The organism is Pseudomonas sp. M2(2023), from assembly GCF_030263955.1.
Lineage (GTDB): Bacteria > Pseudomonadota > Gammaproteobacteria > Pseudomonadales > Pseudomonadaceae > Aquipseudomonas > Aquipseudomonas asiatica.
In genome coordinates this window covers 388,114-404,001 of record NZ_CP127114.1, presented here as the reverse complement: position 1 = coordinate 404,001, position 15,888 = coordinate 388,114, and the positions used below count along the sequence as shown (strand labels likewise).

The 15,888-nt window shown below is 63.8% G+C and carries 9 protein-coding genes; 5 read left to right on the top strand and 4 right to left on the bottom strand.

Translation table 11 applies throughout. The features are described from left to right. Positions 1-73: 73 nt before the first annotated feature. Positions 74-3,007, bottom strand: a complete 2,934-nt coding sequence (glnE, locus tag QN085_RS01845) for a bifunctional [glutamate--ammonia ligase]-adenylyl-L-tyrosine phosphorylase/[glutamate--ammonia-ligase] adenylyltransferase (RefSeq protein ID WP_041506298.1) — start codon at positions 3,005-3,007, stop codon at positions 74-76. A gap of 383 nt (positions 3,008-3,390) precedes the next feature. Here glnE and aceE point away from each other — a divergent pair, with 383 nt between their 5' ends. The 5 genes from aceE to QN085_RS01820 all read left to right on the top strand — a co-directional run bounded on the left by aceE (position 3,391) and on the right by QN085_RS01820 (position 12,106). Next, complete coding sequence (gene aceE, locus QN085_RS01840; protein ID WP_003258640.1) at positions 3,391-6,036, top strand: pyruvate dehydrogenase (acetyl-transferring), homodimeric type; 2,646 nt, start codon at positions 3,391-3,393, stop codon at positions 6,034-6,036. A gap of 13 nt (positions 6,037-6,049) precedes the next feature. Next, complete coding sequence (gene aceF / locus QN085_RS01835) at positions 6,050-7,678, top strand: dihydrolipoyllysine-residue acetyltransferase (protein WP_285689336.1); 1,629 nt, start codon at positions 6,050-6,052, stop codon at positions 7,676-7,678. A 282-nt stretch (positions 7,679-7,960) separates the two neighbouring features. Beyond that, entirely contained in the window at positions 7,961-10,651 is a 2,691-nt protein-coding gene (locus QN085_RS01830; protein ID WP_023660611.1) for a putative bifunctional diguanylate cyclase/phosphodiesterase, read from the top strand. Between the two features lie 159 nt (positions 10,652-10,810). After that, positions 10,811-11,479: a peptide-methionine (S)-S-oxide reductase MsrA gene (gene msrA / locus QN085_RS01825; RefSeq protein WP_023660610.1), complete on the top strand. Its 669-nt coding sequence runs from the start codon at positions 10,811-10,813 to the stop codon at positions 11,477-11,479. 3 nt (positions 11,480-11,482) lie between these two features. Next, complete coding sequence (locus QN085_RS01820; protein WP_013970531.1) at positions 11,483-12,106, top strand: glutathione S-transferase; 624 nt, start codon at positions 11,483-11,485, stop codon at positions 12,104-12,106. A 165-nt stretch (positions 12,107-12,271) separates the two neighbouring features. Here QN085_RS01820 and creD read toward each other — a convergent pair whose 3' ends face one another. From creD to creB, 3 genes are all read right to left on the bottom strand, one after another. Continuing rightward, the gene (creD, locus tag QN085_RS01815; RefSeq protein ID WP_285689332.1) at positions 12,272-13,600 is read right to left on the bottom strand and encodes a cell envelope integrity protein CreD; all 1,329 of its coding nucleotides are present in this window, start codon (positions 13,598-13,600) and stop codon (positions 12,272-12,274) included. A gap of 107 nt (positions 13,601-13,707) precedes the next feature. After that, a complete protein-coding gene (gene creC, locus QN085_RS01810; protein WP_023660608.1) occupies positions 13,708-15,144 on the bottom strand; it encodes a two-component system sensor histidine kinase CreC in 1,437 nt (478 codons plus the stop codon). Then, complete coding sequence (creB, locus tag QN085_RS01805; RefSeq protein WP_013970528.1) at positions 15,144-15,824, bottom strand: two-component system response regulator CreB; 681 nt, start codon at positions 15,822-15,824, stop codon at positions 15,144-15,146. Before creB ends, creC begins: the two co-directional genes overlap by 1 nt. Positions 15,825-15,888 lie beyond the last annotated feature (64 nt).

Here is a 15,888-nt window from a genome sequence, read left to right as displayed (position 1 = left end):
CGGCGAAGCCGGTGCCAGGCACCGCGTGGCCTTATTCGCGGGTGAACCCGCTCCCACAGGGTTGGCGGGGCCTTCAGGTAAGGCCCAATTCACCCCAGATCCGCCGCACCTCACGGCGTTCATCGGCAAACTGCGCCGCATCGATAACCCCGGCCTGCTTCTGCAGGGCCTGGCGGTGCGAGGCCGAGCGGAACGCCTTGTACACTTCACGCAACAGCACCGCGTCACTGGCCGGCATCAAACCCGCCTGCTCCAGCTCTTCCAGAATGCGGATGTTATCGGTCCATCGGAGTATGGCCGGGTGGTCGTGGGACCAGGCCAAAGCGGCGTATTGCACCATAAATTCGATATCGACGATACCGCCGGCATCCTGCTTGATATCGAACGGTACACCGGCCTCGAAGGCGTTGGCCGCGGTACCGGCAGCGGTGGCCTTGGTGCCGAGGTTGTCGCGCATCTTGGCGCGCATTTCGCTCACTTCGCTGCGCAGTTTTTCCAGGTCGCGGGCCTGGCCCAACACCTTGGCGCGCACACCTTCGAACGCCGTGCCCACCTGCTTGCAGCCCACCAGCACCCGGGCCCGCACAAGGGCCTGGTGCTCCCAGGTCCAGGCCTCGTTCTGCTGATAGCGCTCGAACGCTCCCAGCGAGCTCACCAGCAGACCCGAGGCACCCGACGGGCGCAGGCGCATGTCCACGTCATACAGCTGGCCCGAGTTGGTCTGGGTGGTCAGCAGGTGAATGATGCGCTGGCCGAGGCGCGTGAAGAACTGCGCACTGTCGATCGGCTTGGCGCCGTCGGTTTCCGCCTGCGGGTCGCCGTCATGGATGAATACCAGGTCCAGGTCCGAGCCGTGGCCCAGCTCCAGGCCACCTACCTTGCCGTAGCCGATGATGATGAAGCCCGGGTCGCACAGGCTGCCGTCGCTGCGCTTGGGCTGGCCGTGGCGGGTCACGGTCTGGCGCCAGGCGAGGGCCAGTACCTGGTCGAGGATGGCCTCGGCCAGCCAGGTCAGGTAGTCGCTGACTTTCATCAGCGGCAGGTTGCCGCTGATTTCCGAAGCGGCCACGCGCAGGCTGTGGGCCAGCTTGAAGTGGCGCAGCGCCTCCATTTGCTGTTCCAGGTCGTCCTCAGGGATGCGCGTCAGGCGTTCGCGCAGTTCGCTGGCCAGCTCCGGCGCCAGTGGCGGGCTGAACAGGCGGCCTTCGTTAAGTAGCTCGTCGAGCAGCAGCGGGTAGCGGGCAATCTGCTCGGCAATCCACGGGCTGGCGGCGCACAGTGTCAGCAAGCGGCGCAAGGCCCCGGGGTTTTCGGTGAGCAGCACCAGGTAGGCGGAACGCCGTGCCACGGCCTCGACCAGCGGCAGCACGCGCTCGAGCACCAGGTCGGGGTTGTCATGTTCCACAGCCTGGGCCAGCAACCGTGGGATAAAGGCGTCCAGGCGCTCACGGCCAATCCGCTGCATCGAACGCAACTGCGGGCTGGAGCGCAGCGCGGCCAGGCGCCGCAGGGCTTCGGCAGGCTGCCGGAATCCGGCCTCTTGCAGCTGACGGCCAGCCGCATCTTCATCCTGTGCCTGCTCCCACAGCGGTGACCATTCCCCCCCCACCACCAGCTCGCCCTCGCCGTCTTCATCATCCGGGTCGGCGATCACTTGGCGGAAGTGCCAGTCAATACGGCTACGCCAGTGCGTCAGCTGGTCATGGAAGCTTTGCCAGTCGGCATAGCCAAGCATGTAGGCCACCCGCGCCTGATCGATCTCGTTGTCCGGCAGCATCTGCGTCTGGCGGTCGGCGATGGCTTGGATGGCGTGTTCGGTATAGCGCAGGAACTCATAGCCCTCGCGCAACTCGGCGACCACGGCTGGCGGCAGGTAGCCCTGGCCCTCGAGGGTGGCCAGCACTTTCAGCAGTGGCCGCTGTTGCAGGCTGAGGTCGCGCCCGCCGTGGATCAGCTGGAAGGCCTGGGCGATGAATTCCACCTCGCGAATGCCACCGGCACCCAGCTTGATGTTGTCGGCCATGCCCTTGCGCCGCACTTCCTGCTGGATCAGCTGCTTCATGGTGCGCAGCGCTTCGATCGCGGAAAAGTCCAGGTAGCGGCGGTACACGAACGGCCGCAGCATCTCCTGCAACTGTGCCCCGGTCGCCTGGTCGCCGGCCACAACCCGCGCCTTGATCATCGCGTAGCGTTCCCAGTCACGGCCCTGGTCCTGGTAGTACTGCTCCAGGGCATTGAAGCTGAGCACCAGCGCGCCGGCCGAACCATACGGGCGCAGGCGCATGTCGACGCGGAACACGAAACCGTCGACGGTGACCGGGTCCAGCGCCTTGATCAGGCGCTGGCCCAGGCGGGTGAAGAACTCCTGGTTGTCCAGCGAGCGCTTCACCCCTTCGGTTTCGCCGCCTTCGGGGAAGGCGAAGATCAGGTCGATGTCCGACGACAGGTTCAGCTCCACTGCACCCAGCTTGCCCATGCCCAGCACCACCATGTGCTGCGGCTGGCCGCTGCGGTTGCCGACAGGCGTGCCGAACTGCTGGCAGTGGCGCGGGTACAGCCATTGGTAGGCTTCGTCGATGGCGGCGTCGGCCAGGTCGGACAGGTCGCGGCAGGTTTCGCCCAGCGCGGCCTGGCGGGTGATGTCGCGCCAGATGATGCGCAGCTGTTGGCGGTTGCGCTCGCGGCGCAGGTTGCGCGCCAGCTCGTCCTCGCTCTGCGCCGCCTGGGCGGCTGCAGCGATGTGCCCGCGCAGTTCACCCGCGGCGTAACGCCGATCCAGCTCGCCACTGGCCAGCAGGCCGAACAGCATGGCCGGCTCGCGCCGGACCAGGCCGAGCACGAAGTCGCTGGCGGCGGCTACCTGATCGAACTGTTGCCGGTGCAGCGGGCTCCAGGCCTGGAGGTCGAGTTCCGGGTGGGCAGCCACAGCATCGCTGATGAATTGCTGGTTGCGCGCGACCAGCGGCTGCAGGGTAGCGGGCAGATCGGACGGCAAAGGTAGGCGCATGGTCTATCCTTGATCGGCGTGAAATAGAGGGGAAGAAGCGGCCAAGGGGAAGCCGGACCACGGTTGGACTGTCGTACAAAAGTTGGAAATAGCTGAAAGAAGCGAAAAAATGGCAACAAACATCAAGAATTACCCGTTCGCGACACAATGCCAACCAACATGAACGTTTTTCCTCACAAGCCAGCATGCGACGAAACGTCGCACAAATGTAGTTTTACTACTACTCGTGTCGTGTAAAAGCATGAAATGCGAAAGCAAATGTAGTAAAACTACACGGCGCCGGAGGACACCCCGGTAATCCAAGAATTCACGACGTCTGCCCATAAGGCCAGTCGCAATCTCAGGCAATCGATTCTGGTTGCCTTTCCGCCCTGGAGCAAGCCATGCAAGACCTCGATCCAATCGAAACCCAGGAATGGCTGGATGCCCTGGAGTCGGTCCTCGACAAAGAAGGCGAAGACCGCGCTCATTACCTGATGACCCGTATGGGCGAGCTGGCCACCCGTAGTGGCTCCCAGCTGCCGTATGCGATCACCACGCCATACCGCAACACCATCCCTGTCACCCACGAAGCACGCATGCCTGGCGACCTGTTCATGGAACGCCGCATTCGCTCGATGGTGCGTTGGAACGCCCTGGCCATGGTCATGCGTACCAACCTGAAAGACTCGGACCTGGGCGGACACATCTCCAGCTTCGCCTCCAGCGCCACCCTGTACGACATCGGCTTCAACTACTTCTTCCAGGCCCCGACCGAAGAACACGGCGGCGACCTGATCTTCTTCCAGGGCCATGCTTCGCCAGGCATCTACGCCCGTGCGTTCATGGAAGGCCGCATCAGCGAAGACCAGATGAACAACTTCCGTCAGGAAGTGGACGGCAACGGCCTGTCTTCGTACCCGCACCCATGGCTGATGCCTGACTTCTGGCAGTTCCCGACCGTTTCGATGGGTCTGGGCCCGATCCAGGCCATCTACCAGGCACGTTTCATGAAGTACCTGGAAGCCCGCGGCTTCATCCCGGCCGGCAAGCAGAAGGTCTGGTGCTTCATGGGTGACGGCGAGTGCGACGAGCCGGAATCCCTGGGCGCAATCGCCCTGGCCGGCCGCGAGAAGCTGGACAACCTGATCTTCGTCATCAACTGCAACCTGCAGCGCCTCGACGGCCCGGTTCGCGGCAACGGCAAGATCATCCAGGAACTCGAAGGCGTGTTCCGTGGCGGTGGCTGGAACGTCAACAAGGTCGTGTGGGGCCGCTTCTGGGACCCACTGTTCGCCAAGGACACCAACGGTGCCCTGCAGCGCCGCATGGACGAAGTCATCGACGGCGAGTACCAGAACTACAAAGCCAAAGACGGCGCGTACGTTCGTGAAAACTTCTTCAACACCCCAGAGCTCAAGGCCATGGTCGAAGACCTGTCCGACGAAGAGATCTGGAAGCTCAACCGTGGCGGCCACGACCCGTACAAGGTCTACGCGGCGTACCACCAGGCGGTCAATCACAAGGACCAGCCTACCGTCATCCTGGCCAAGACCATCAAGGGTTACGGTACCGGTGCCGGCGAAGCCAAGAACACCGCGCACAACACCAAGAAGGTCGACGTCGACAGCCTGCGTCACTTCCGTGACCGCTTCGACATCCCGGTCAAGGATGCCGACCTGGAGAACCTGCCGTTCTTCAAGCCGGAAGAAGGTTCTGCCGAAGCCAAGTACCTGGCCGAGCGCCGTGCTGCCCTGGGTGGTTTCGTGCCACAGCGCCGCGCCAAGAGCTTCAGCGTACCGACCCCTCCACTGGAAACGCTGAAAGCGATCCTGGATGGCTCGGGCGACCGCGAAATCTCCACCACCATGGCCTTCGTGCGTATTCTGGCGCAGCTGGTCAAGGACAAGGAAATCGGCCAGCGCATCGTCCCGATTATCCCGGACGAAGCCCGTACCTTCGGTATGGAAGGCATGTTCCGCCAGCTGGGCATCTACTCGTCGGTCGGCCAGCTCTACGAGCCAGTCGATAAAGACCAGGTGATGTTCTACCGCGAAGACAAGAAGGGCCAGATCCTCGAGGAAGGCATCAACGAAGCCGGCGCCATGTCGTCGTTCATCGCTGCCGGTACCTCGTACAGCTGCCACAACCAGCCGATGCTGCCGTTCTACATCTTCTACTCGATGTTCGGCTTCCAGCGTATTGGCGACCTGGCCTGGGCCGCTGGCGACAGCCGCACCCGTGGCTTCCTGATCGGCGGTACTGCCGGCCGTACCACCCTGAACGGTGAAGGCCTGCAGCACGAAGACGGTCACAGCCACATGATGGCGGGCACCATCCCGAACTGCCGCACCTATGATCCGACCTACGGCTACGAGCTGGCGGTGATCATCCAGGACGGCATGAAGAAGATGACCGAAGAGCAACAGGACATCTTCTACTACATCACCGTGATGAACGAATCCTACCAGCAGCCAGCCATGCCGGCCGGTGTCGAGGAAGGCATCATCAAAGGTATGTACCTGCTGGAAGAAGACACCCGCGAAGCCGCGCACCACGTACAGCTGATGGGCTCCGGCACCATCCTGCGCGAAGTCCGCGAAGCAGCGAAGATCCTGCGTGAAGAGTTCAACGTTGGTGCCGACGTGTGGAGCGTCACCAGCTTCAACGAACTGCGTCGCGACGGCCTGGCCGTGGAACGCGCCAACCGCCTGAAACCTGGCCAGAAGCCACAGCAGACTTACGTCGAGCAGTGCCTGAACGGTCGCAAGGGCCCGGTCATCGCCTCCACCGACTACATGAAGCTGTTCGCCGAGCAGATTCGCCAGTGGGTACCGAGCAAAGAGTTCAAGGTCCTGGGTACCGACGGTTACGGTCGCAGCGACAGCCGCAAGAAGCTGCGTCACTTCTTCGAAGTCGACCGCCACTTCGTGGTGCTGGCTGCCCTGGAAGCCCTGGCTGACCGCGGCGAGATCGAACCAAAGGTTGTTGCAGACGCTATCGTCAAGTTCGGTATCGACCCGGACAAGCGCAACCCACTGGACTGCTGAGGAGTATTTTTAAGTGAGCGAACTCATTCGCGTACCTGACATCGGCAGCGGTGAAGGTGAAATCATCGAGCTGTTCGTCAAGGTCGGTGATCGTATCGAGGCTGACCAGAGCCTGCTGACCCTGGAGTCCGACAAGGCCTCCATGGAGATCCCGGCCCCGAAAGCCGGCGTCATCAAGGAACTGAAGGTCAAGCTGGGCGACCGCCTGAAAGAAGGCGACGAGCTGCTGGTCCTGGAAGCCGAGGGCGCCGCTGCAGCGGCCCCTGAGGCTCCGGCCCAGGCTGCTGCGCCGGCTCCGGCCGCCGAAGCCGCCCCTGCCCCAGCTCCGGCAGCAGCCCCGGCTGCCGCCAGCGTGCAGGACATCCACGTGCCGGACATCGGTTCGTCGGGCAAGGCCAAGATCATCGAAGTGCTGGTCAAGGTCGGCGACACCGTCGAAGCCGACCAGTCGCTGATTACCCTGGAGTCCGACAAGGCCTCCATGGAAATCCCGTCGCCGGCTGCCGGCGTGGTCGAAGAAGTCCTGTGCAAGCTGGAAGACGAAGTCGGCACTGGCGACCTGATCTTCAAGCTGAAAGTCGCGGGTGCTGCCCCGGCTGCTGCTCCGGCACCTGCCGCTGCTGCCCCGGCCAAGGCTGAAGCGGCTCCGGCCGCCGCACCTGCCGCTGCTGCCCCGTCTGCTGCTCCTGCACCGGTTGCTACCGCACCGGCTGCCGGTAGCAACGCCAAGGTTCACGCAGGCCCGGCGGTTCGTCAGCTGGCCCGTGAATTCGGCGTCGACCTGGGCGCGGTTGCCGCGACCGGTCCGCACGGCCGCATCCTGAAAGAAGACGTGCAGGTCTACGTCAAGGCGATGATGCAGAAGGCCAAGGAAGCACCGGCAGCCGCCGGCGCAACCGGTGGCGCCGGCATCCCGCCGATCCCTGCCGTGGACTTCAGCAAGTTCGGTGAAGTGGAAGAAGTGGCCCTGACCCGCCTGATGCAGGTCGGTGCTGCCAACCTGCACCGCAGCTGGCTGAACGTGCCGCACGTGACCCAGTTCGACTCCGCCGACATCACCGAGCTGGAAGCCTTCCGCGTTGCGCAGAAGGCCGTGGCCGAGAAGGCTGGCGTTAAGCTGACCGTGCTGCCCCTGCTGCTCAAGGCCTGCGCCTTCCTGCTCAAGGAACTGCCAGACTTCAACAGCTCGCTGGCGCCAAGCGGCAAGGCCATCATCCGCAAGAAGTACGTCCACATCGGCTTTGCCGTGGACACCCCGGACGGCCTGCTGGTCCCTGTGATCAAGAACGTCGACCAGAAGAGCCTGCTGCAACTGGCTGCCGAAGCGGCTGCGCTGGCCGAAAAAGCCCGCACCAAGAAGCTGTCGGCCGACGAGATGCAAGGCGCCTGCTTCACCATCTCCAGCCTCGGCCACATTGGCGGCACCGGCTTCACGCCGATCGTCAACGCGCCGGAAGTGGCGATCCTGGGCGTCTCCAAGGCGACCATGCAGCCAGTCTGGGATGGCAAGGCCTTCCAGCCGAAGCTGATGCTGCCGCTGTCGCTGTCCTACGATCACCGTGCGATCAACGGCGCTGCCGCCGCGCGCTTCACCAAGCGCCTGGGCGACGTGCTGGGCGATATCCGCACCATGCTGCTGTAAGGCAGCCCGCTGCCCCTCCCTGCGAGGGGCAGTATGCTTTTCGAGCTGCCACGCTCGTACCTCAACCCCGTCGATTGGCGGGGCTTTTTTTTGCCTCGCATAAGGCACATTGGGGTCGCAAAGCGGCCCCGGAAATATCAGCCAGACTACAGATTCCCGCCCACCAGCCGATAACCCGTCCACAGCATCACGCATGGCTGCTTGCCAGCCCCCGGGACATGATGCAACCTTGCCAGACCTGCCGCCCCCAAAGGCCGCGTTTCCTCTTCAAGCGAGTCTTCGATGAAAAGCCAACCCGATGCCGCCAGCCGTGTGGCGGCCGAGGTCGTCACGCAGTTACCCGTGCCCTCGCGGCTCGGCATGCTGCGCTTCGAAAGGCTCAACGAAGCCACTTGGGCCATGCTCTACCTCGACCCGGCCTGCGAGCGCCAGTTCGGCCTGCACGCTGGCGAGCTCTGCGCCCTGGTAGACGCACCCTACGCCAGCCTGATGGAACCCGAGGCCCGCTACCGGCTGCACGACGAGATCCAGCTGCAACTGGCCCAGCGCGGCTACTACCGCGTGCGCTACACCTTGCACACGCCAACTGCTTCGCTACGCCTGCTGGAGGCTGGGGAAGCCTACAAGCAGCACAACCGCCATCTGTTGCGCGGCTTCCTGAGCGTGCTCGACGACCTCGCCGAAGATACCAGCGAGGCCGGTGCCAGCGACCTGGAATCGCGCAACAACCGCCTGCAACTGGCACTGCAACTGAACCAGCGCGCGCAGCAGGAACAACTCGAGCACCTGGAGCGGGTACGTGGCCAGCAAGACCTGATCCTGCGCCTGGCCCGCCAGCGCTACAGCGCAGGCAACTCTCTGCGGGAAGCCGCCCAGCTGATTACCCAGAGCGCCTGCGAAATCTACAAGGTCGATATTGCGAGTATCTGGCACCTTGAAGACCAGCGCCTGGAGCCGATCATCGCCTGGTACCGGGACGCGCAAGAACACCGCCAGCCCGAAGCCATCGATGCCAGCCGCTTCCCCGACTACCTTGACGCGTTGCACGCCAGCCGCGCCATCGACGCCCACAATGCCAGCCACGACCCGCGGACCCGCGCCCTGACGCAAAGCCTGTGCCCGGATAACAAGGCCATGCTCGATGCCAGTATCCGTGTCGATGGCCAGGTTGTCGGCGTGCTGTGCCTGGAGCAGACCGGCCAGACACGGGCCTGGCAGTCGGACGAAATCGCTTTTGCCGGCGAACTGGCCGACCAGTTCGCCCAGGTCATCACCAACCACAACCGGCGCACCGCCGCCAGCGCCCTGCACCTGTTCCAGCGCGCAGTCGAGCAAAGCGCCAGCGCCTTCCTGCTGGTCAACCGCGACGGTGTGGTGGAATACGTCAATCCCAGTTTTACTGCCATCACCCAGTACAGCACCGAAGAAGTGCAAGGCCGCCACCTGGCTGAGCTGCCAGCGCTGGAGAACCTGAGCGAGCTGCTGTTCGACTCGCCGTCGAGCCTGGCCATGGGTAACAGCTGGCAGGGCGAGTTCAAGAGCCGGCGCAAGAACCTCGAACCCTACTGGGGGCAGCTTTCGATTTCCAAGGTATATGGCGACAACCGTGAGCTGACCCACTACATCGGCATCTACGAAGACGTCACCCAGACGAAGCTGGCCCAGCAGCGCATCGAGCGCCTGGCCTACACCGACAACCTGACCAACCTGGGCAACCGCCCGGCGTTCATTCGCAGCCTGGACGAGCGCTTTGCCCGTGATGGCGAATACTCGATGTGCCTGCTGCTGGTGGACATCGACAACTTCAAGCGCATCAACGACAGCCTCGGCCACCAGACCGGCGACAAGCTGCTGATCAGCCTGGCCCGGCGCCTGCGCAACAGCTTGCACTCCGGCGGTATCCTGGCGCGCTTTGCCAGTAACGAGTTCGCCGTACTGCTCGACGATACAAGCCTTGAAGATGGCCAGGGCGTCGCCCAGCAATTGCTGCGCACCCTCGACAAACCGATGTTCGTCGACAACCAGCTGATCAACGTCACCGCCTCGGTGGGCTTGGCCTGCGCGCCACTGCATGGCGCCGACCCGGCCAGCCTGATGAAGAACGCCGGCCTGGCGCTGCACAAGGCCAAGGCCAACGGCAAGCATCAGGTGCAGGTGTTTACCGAAGTGCTCAATGCCGAAGCCAGCTACAAGCTGTTCGTCGAGAACAACCTGCGTCGTGCCCTGACCCAGAACGAGCTGGAGGTGTTCTACCAGCCCAAGCTGTGCCTGCGCAGCGGCCGCCTGCTGGGGCTGGAAGCACTGCTGCGCTGGAACCACCCCGAACGCGGCATGATCCGCCCGGACCAGTTCATCAGCGTGGCGGAAGAAACCGGCCTGATCATCCCCATCGGCAAATGGGTGGTGCGCCAGTCGTGCCGCATGAGCCAGCAACTGCGCGAAGCCGGCATGGGCAACCTGCATGTGGCCATCAACCTGTCCCCCAAGCAGTTCTCCGACCCGGACCTGGTGGCATCGATCAGCACGATCCTTGAGGAAGAAGCCTTGCCCCCGCACCTGCTGGAGCTGGAGCTGACCGAAGGCCTGCTGCTGGAGGCCACCGAAGATACCCACCGCCAGCTGGATGAACTGAAGGCCCTGGGCCTGACCCTGGCCATGGACGATTTCGGCACCGGTTATTCGTCGCTGAGCTACCTGAAGAAGTTTCCGATCGACATCCTCAAGATCGACCGCAGCTTCATCAACGAGATCCCGGACAACCAGGACGACATGGAAATCACCTCGGCGGTGGTAGCCATGGCTCACAACCTCAAGCTGAAGGTGGTGGCCGAGGGTATAGAGACACCGGAGCAGCTGGCGTTCCTGCGTCGGCACCGCTGCGACGTGGGCCAGGGCTACCTGTTCGACCGGCCGATTCCGGGGCGCGAGCTGGCTGAACGGCTGAAGCGCTATCCGCGTGGCCCAGTGGCCTGACAGCCGCGCAAACCTCGGGCACTATAGAGCCCATACGGGCCCCTTCGCGGGTGAACCCGCTCCCACAGGTACATCACAATATTCGAAATCTGTGCAGGACCTGTGGGAGCGGGTTTACCCGCGAATGCCCCCATCTCAAAGATCTACAGAGGAACGGCCATGGTCCTGCGTTCGGAAATCCTGGTGAACAAAAACGTCATGCCAACCGCGGAACAGGCCCTGCCTGGCCGCGAAACGCCAATGAGCCTGCCCGAGTTCCACTATGTGTTCAAAGACACGCCGCTGCTCGGCCCTTTCTTCGAAGGCGCCATCGACTTCGCCATCTTCGGCCTCGGTTGCTTCTGGGGCGCCGAGCGTCGCTTCTGGCAACGTGAAGGCGTAGTCAGCACAGTGGTCGGCTACGCAGGTGGCTTCACCCCCCACCCCACCTACGAGGAAGTGTGCTCGGGCCTGACCGGCCACACCGAAGTGGTGCTGGTGGTGTTCGACAAGGACAAGGTCAGCTACCGCGAGCTGCTGGCGATGTTCTGGGAACTGCACAACCCGACCCAGGGCATGCGCCAGGGCAACGACATCGGCACCCAGTACCGCTCGGCCATCTACTGCACCAGCCCTGAACAGCTGGAACAGGCCAAGGCCAGCCGCGACGCCTTCCAGGCCGAACTGAGCAAGGCCGGCTTCGGTGAGATCACCACCGAAATCGATCAGGCACCGACCGTGTACTTCGCCGAGGCCTACCACCAGCAGTACCTGGCAAAGAACCCGGACGGCTATTGCGGTATCGGCGGTACCGGCGTGTGCCTTCCACCGAGCCTGCAGGATAACTGAAGCATGAGCACGATGACCCTGTTCCACTCGCCGTTGTCGCCTTTCGTGCGCAAGGTCATGGTGGTGTTGCACGAGACCGGCCAACTTGAGCGCGTGCAGCTGCAGCCGGTGAACATCAGCCCGGTCAGCGGCGACCCACAGCTCAACCAGGACAACCCGATCGGCAAGATCCCGGCCCTGCGCCTGGAAGACGGCACCGTGCTGCATGACAGCCGGGTGATCTGCGAGTACCTCGACCTGCAGCACGTCGGCCTGCCGCTGCTGCCGCGCGAAGGCTCGGCACGCTGGCGGCGCATGACGCTGGTGTCGCAGGCCGATGCCATCATGGATGCGGCGGTGTCGAGCCGCTACGAGAGTTTCCTGCGCCCTGTAGACAAGCGCTGGGATGGTTGGCTGCAGGCACAGGGCGACAAGATCCGCCGTAGCCTGGCCAATCTGGAGCAGGAGCATTTGCCCGAGTTGATGTCCGGGTTCGACCTGGCAGCGATTGGCGTGGCCTGTGCGCTGGGGTATCTGGATTTGCGCCAGCCCGAGTTTGGCTGGCGTGAGCACCAGCCTGGCTTGGCTGCGTGGTATGCCGAGGTGGTCAAGCGGCCATCGATGGTCGCAACCTCTCCGGTGGCCTGAAGGGCCTCTTCGCGGGCATGCCCGCTCCCACAGGAATAGCGCCAGGTTCGAAATGTGCGCCGTACCTGTGGGAGCGGGTTCACCCGCGAAGGCCTTACCTCGGTATCAAAGGAAACAGCTGCCCGATTCTGAGAGCCAACCACCGCCCGATCTCTCTGTCCTCCCTCATGCCACCCTCCCCACCCGGGCCCAATCCAGCCGCCGGGTCAGCACCATGAATACCCCCAGCAGGCCAAAGCACAGCAACGAGCCCATCAACAGCGCATAGTCCTCGGCACTCAGCAGCCCGTAGAGCAGCGCATACAACGCCGCCAACCCCACCGCAAAGCCCACTCCACGCCCCAGGCTGCGCAACACATGGCTCAGGTAGAAGCCGATCAGCAGCACACACGCCGAAGCTGACAGCCCATACGCCAAACCAAAGCCGATGTGCTCGGACAACGACAGCAACAGCAGGTAGAAGAACGCCAGCGCCACCCCCACCAGGATGTACTGCACCGGGTGCACGCTGAGGTTCTTCAGCACTTCGAACAGGAAGAAGCCGGCGAAGGTCAGGGCGATGAACAGCAAGGCGTACTTGATCGCCCGCTCGCTCTTCAGGTACTGGTCCACCGGGTCGACGAAGCTGACGCCGAAGCTGCGCTCGCTGAAGTCCGCACACTGCCCGGCGGTGGCGCACTGGCGCAGGGCGTCTTCGAGGTTGGTGGCAAAGAACGAGGTCTGCCAGTGGGCACTGAAGCCGTGGGCCTCGATATCGCGGCGACTGGGCAGGTAGTTGCCGACGAAACTCGGGTGCGGCCAGTTGGCACGCAGGTCCACGGCACTGGTGCGGCCCACCGGCACTACATGCAGCTGGCCGGTGCCTTGCAGTGCGAGATCGAAACCATAGCTGAATTCACGCGCCTGCAGGCCGTCCAGCCCCGGCAGGCTGGCGTGCACGCCGCCGCGCATCCAGTCGAGCCGGGTACCGGCTTCGAACGGTACTTTCTGCTCGCCGATGCTCAGCTCAAGGCCGTTCTCGATGCAGCGGATATCGCTGATACCCACCACCAGGAACGGCTTGTCGAAGCGGTAGTCGTCGAAATCCTTGTCGATGCCCCAGCGTTCCGGGAGCTTGAAGCGGCCACTGATACGGCCCTTGGCGTGGAACAGCCGGGCCTGGTAGATGCCACGGGCGCGCAGTTCGGTGTCCACGCCAAGGTCGGCGGCGAAGGTTTCCGGCAGGAAGTACAGGTGGCCGGCAATGGTGCTGGTTTCCTGGGTGCGCTCGCCGTCCTTTTCGATCCAGCGGCGCTGGTACTTGCGGTAGGGCACCACCAGCAGCGGGCCGCTGAGTTGCTGGTCGAAGCTGGCGCTCTGGGCGATATCGCGCAGCACACTGTCGCGCAGGGCCTGGCGTTCACCGATCAGGCCGCTGATCAGCAGTAGCGGGACGAGCAGCAGCAACATCAATACGGCGATCATGCCGAGTTTGAAACCGAGGGTCTTGTTCATGGGGCCTCCTGTGGCAGTGGGCGCAGTGTCTGCGCCTTGCGTGGAGGCCTCGGGGAGATGGTGTGGAGATTGTGTGTTTTTGGGGCTGCGCAGCAGCCCCGGCAATGTCAGCTGATACGCCGCACCGGCAGCCACAACCTCACCCGCACCCCTCCATCGACGTTATCCACAGCCAACGCCCCGCCATGCAGCTGCATCACCTCGGCCACAAAATTAAGCCCCAACCCGGTGCTCTTGCGCCCACTCCCCGGCCGCGGCAGCGAGTAGAACCGCTCGCTCACCCGCCCAATGGCGTAGGCAGGTATCGCCTGCCCCTGGTTGAACACACTCAGCGCCACCCGCTCGCCATCGCGCTCCAGGTCGAACAGCAGCGCGCCGCCCTCCGGGGTGAAGTCCAACGCGTTGTCGAGGAGGTTGGCCAGCGCCTGGCGCATCAGGAATGGGTCACACAACAAGCGCAAACCAGCCGGCACCCGCTGGCGCACCTGCAAATCGGCACCTTCGATACGCGCCGCATGGGCCAACAGCAACTCGTCCACCAATGCCGCCAGCGCCACCTGCTGCTCATCCTCCAGCGCCTGCATCTGCTCGACCCGGGCCAGGTTGAGCAGGCGGTCGATCATCTGCTGCAAACGCTCGCTCTCGCGCTCGATGTTGCCGGCAAAGCGCGCCCGCTGGTCAGCCGGCATGTCATCGCCCTGCAACAGCTCGGAAGCGCCACGAATGGCCGCCAGCGGGCTTTTCAGCTCGTGTGTCAGGGTATGCACATACCGCTCGACATAAGCCTTGCCTTCCAGTTGGGTGCGCATGCGCTCGACCGCCTGGGCCAGGTGCGCCAGTTCACCACCCTTGTAATGCGGCAGAGCGGCGCGCTCGCCCTCGCTGACCGCCTGAGCGTAGTGGGCCAGCCGGCGCAGCGAGCGCGCCAGCCACCATGACAACGCGGCACCGATCAGCAGGCCCAGGCCGATCAACCCCAGGCCCAGGGTCAGCAAGCGCCGTTCGGAACGGTCGATGTACGGTTGCAGCGAGCTGTTGGGCTTGGCCACTGTGACCACGCCAATGATCTTGCCCTCGTCGATGATCGGTGCGCCCACGTGCATCACCGACGTGCTTTCATCGTCGGGGTCGCTGCGGGTGGAGCGGGCGCCGTACTGGCCCCGCAAGGTCAGGTACACGTCATTCCACTTCGAGTAGTCCTTGCCCAGGTCCTCGCCGCTGGAGTCCAGCAGCACGGTGCCCTTGGCGTCGGTGACATAGATGCGGTGGCTGACCTGGTTCTTGGCCAGGCCCCAGATCTGCGCACCCGGGCTGCGCGAGCCGTAGGCCTTGAGCACTTCGGGCAAGCGGCTCTGGTTCAGGGTGCCGGCCTTGACGTCATCGTGCAGGATCTCGGCCAGCAGGTTGGCGGTGTCCACCAGCGTTTCTTCCGAGGACTGTCGCACTACCGGACGGATCTGTTCACGCACCGTGTTGAGCAGAAAGTAGCCCGCCAGCCCGACGAACAGGAAGTACACCAGGAAGATCCGGATACCCAGGCGCATCAGGCATGGTCCGGGCTGTAGCTGTAGCCGAGGCCGCGGTGGGTCTGGATCGGTTCGGCGTCGCTGGCCACCTGGCGCAGCTTGGCGCGCAGGCTCTTGATATGGCTGTCGATGGTGCGCTCGTACCCCACGTCAGAGGCCACGCCCACAGCGTCGAGCAACTGTTCGCGGCTGAATACCCGGTGCGGTTGCTCGAGCAGGCATTGCAGCAGGCGGAATTCGTGGCGGGTAAGGGGAAGAGGCTGGCTGCGGTAGGTGATCTGCATGCGTAAGGTATCGAGCTGGAACAGCGTGGTCTCGACAGCTGGCTCGACCCTGGGGCCCATGCGCTTGAGGATCGCCCGTACTCGCGCCGCCACTTCACGCGGGCTGAAGGGTTTGACCACATAGTCGTCTGCGCCGATTTCCAGTCCCACCACCCGGTCGATTTCGCTGTCGCGGGCGCTGAGGAACATTACCGGTACTTCGCTGAAGCGGCGCAGCTGACGGCAGGTTTCGAAGCCACTGATATCGGGCAAGCCGATATCGAGGATGACCAGGTCGGCCGGGCGCTGGCGCTGCTGGTCGAGGGCGGCGCTGCCCAGGGTTACCCATTCGGTGCTATGGCCGTCGGCCTGCAGGGCATAGACCAAGGTGTCGGCGATGGCGGCTTCGTCTTCGACGATGAGGATGTGGGGCATGGCGTCCGGCCTAACTGGGGGCAGACTGGACTTTTAACTTACCGGCCTCTTCGCGGGCAAGCCC

What these genes read in the sequence shown, in the direction of transcription:
- aceE (WP_003258640.1), top strand. Translation starts at nt 3,391, where the DNA reads ATGCAAGACCTCGATCCAATCGAAACCCAGGAATGGCTGGATGCCCTG.
- msrA (WP_023660610.1), top strand. Translation starts at nt 10,811, where the DNA reads ATGGTCCTGCGTTCGGAAATCCTGGTGAACAAAAACGTCATGCCAACC.
- glnE (WP_041506298.1), bottom strand. Translation starts at nt 3,007, where the DNA reads ATGCGCCTACCTTTGCCGTCCGATCTGCCCGCTACCCTGCAGCCGCTG.
- QN085_RS01830 (WP_023660611.1), top strand. Translation starts at nt 7,961, where the DNA reads ATGAAAAGCCAACCCGATGCCGCCAGCCGTGTGGCGGCCGAGGTCGTC.
- QN085_RS01820 (WP_013970531.1), top strand. Translation starts at nt 11,483, where the DNA reads ATGAGCACGATGACCCTGTTCCACTCGCCGTTGTCGCCTTTCGTGCGC.
- creD (WP_285689332.1), bottom strand. Translation starts at nt 13,600, where the DNA reads ATGAACAAGACCCTCGGTTTCAAACTCGGCATGATCGCCGTATTGATG.
- creC (WP_023660608.1), bottom strand. Translation starts at nt 15,144, where the DNA reads ATGCGCCTGGGTATCCGGATCTTCCTGGTGTACTTCCTGTTCGTCGGG.
- creB (WP_013970528.1), bottom strand. Translation starts at nt 15,824, where the DNA reads ATGCCCCACATCCTCATCGTCGAAGACGAAGCCGCCATCGCCGACACC.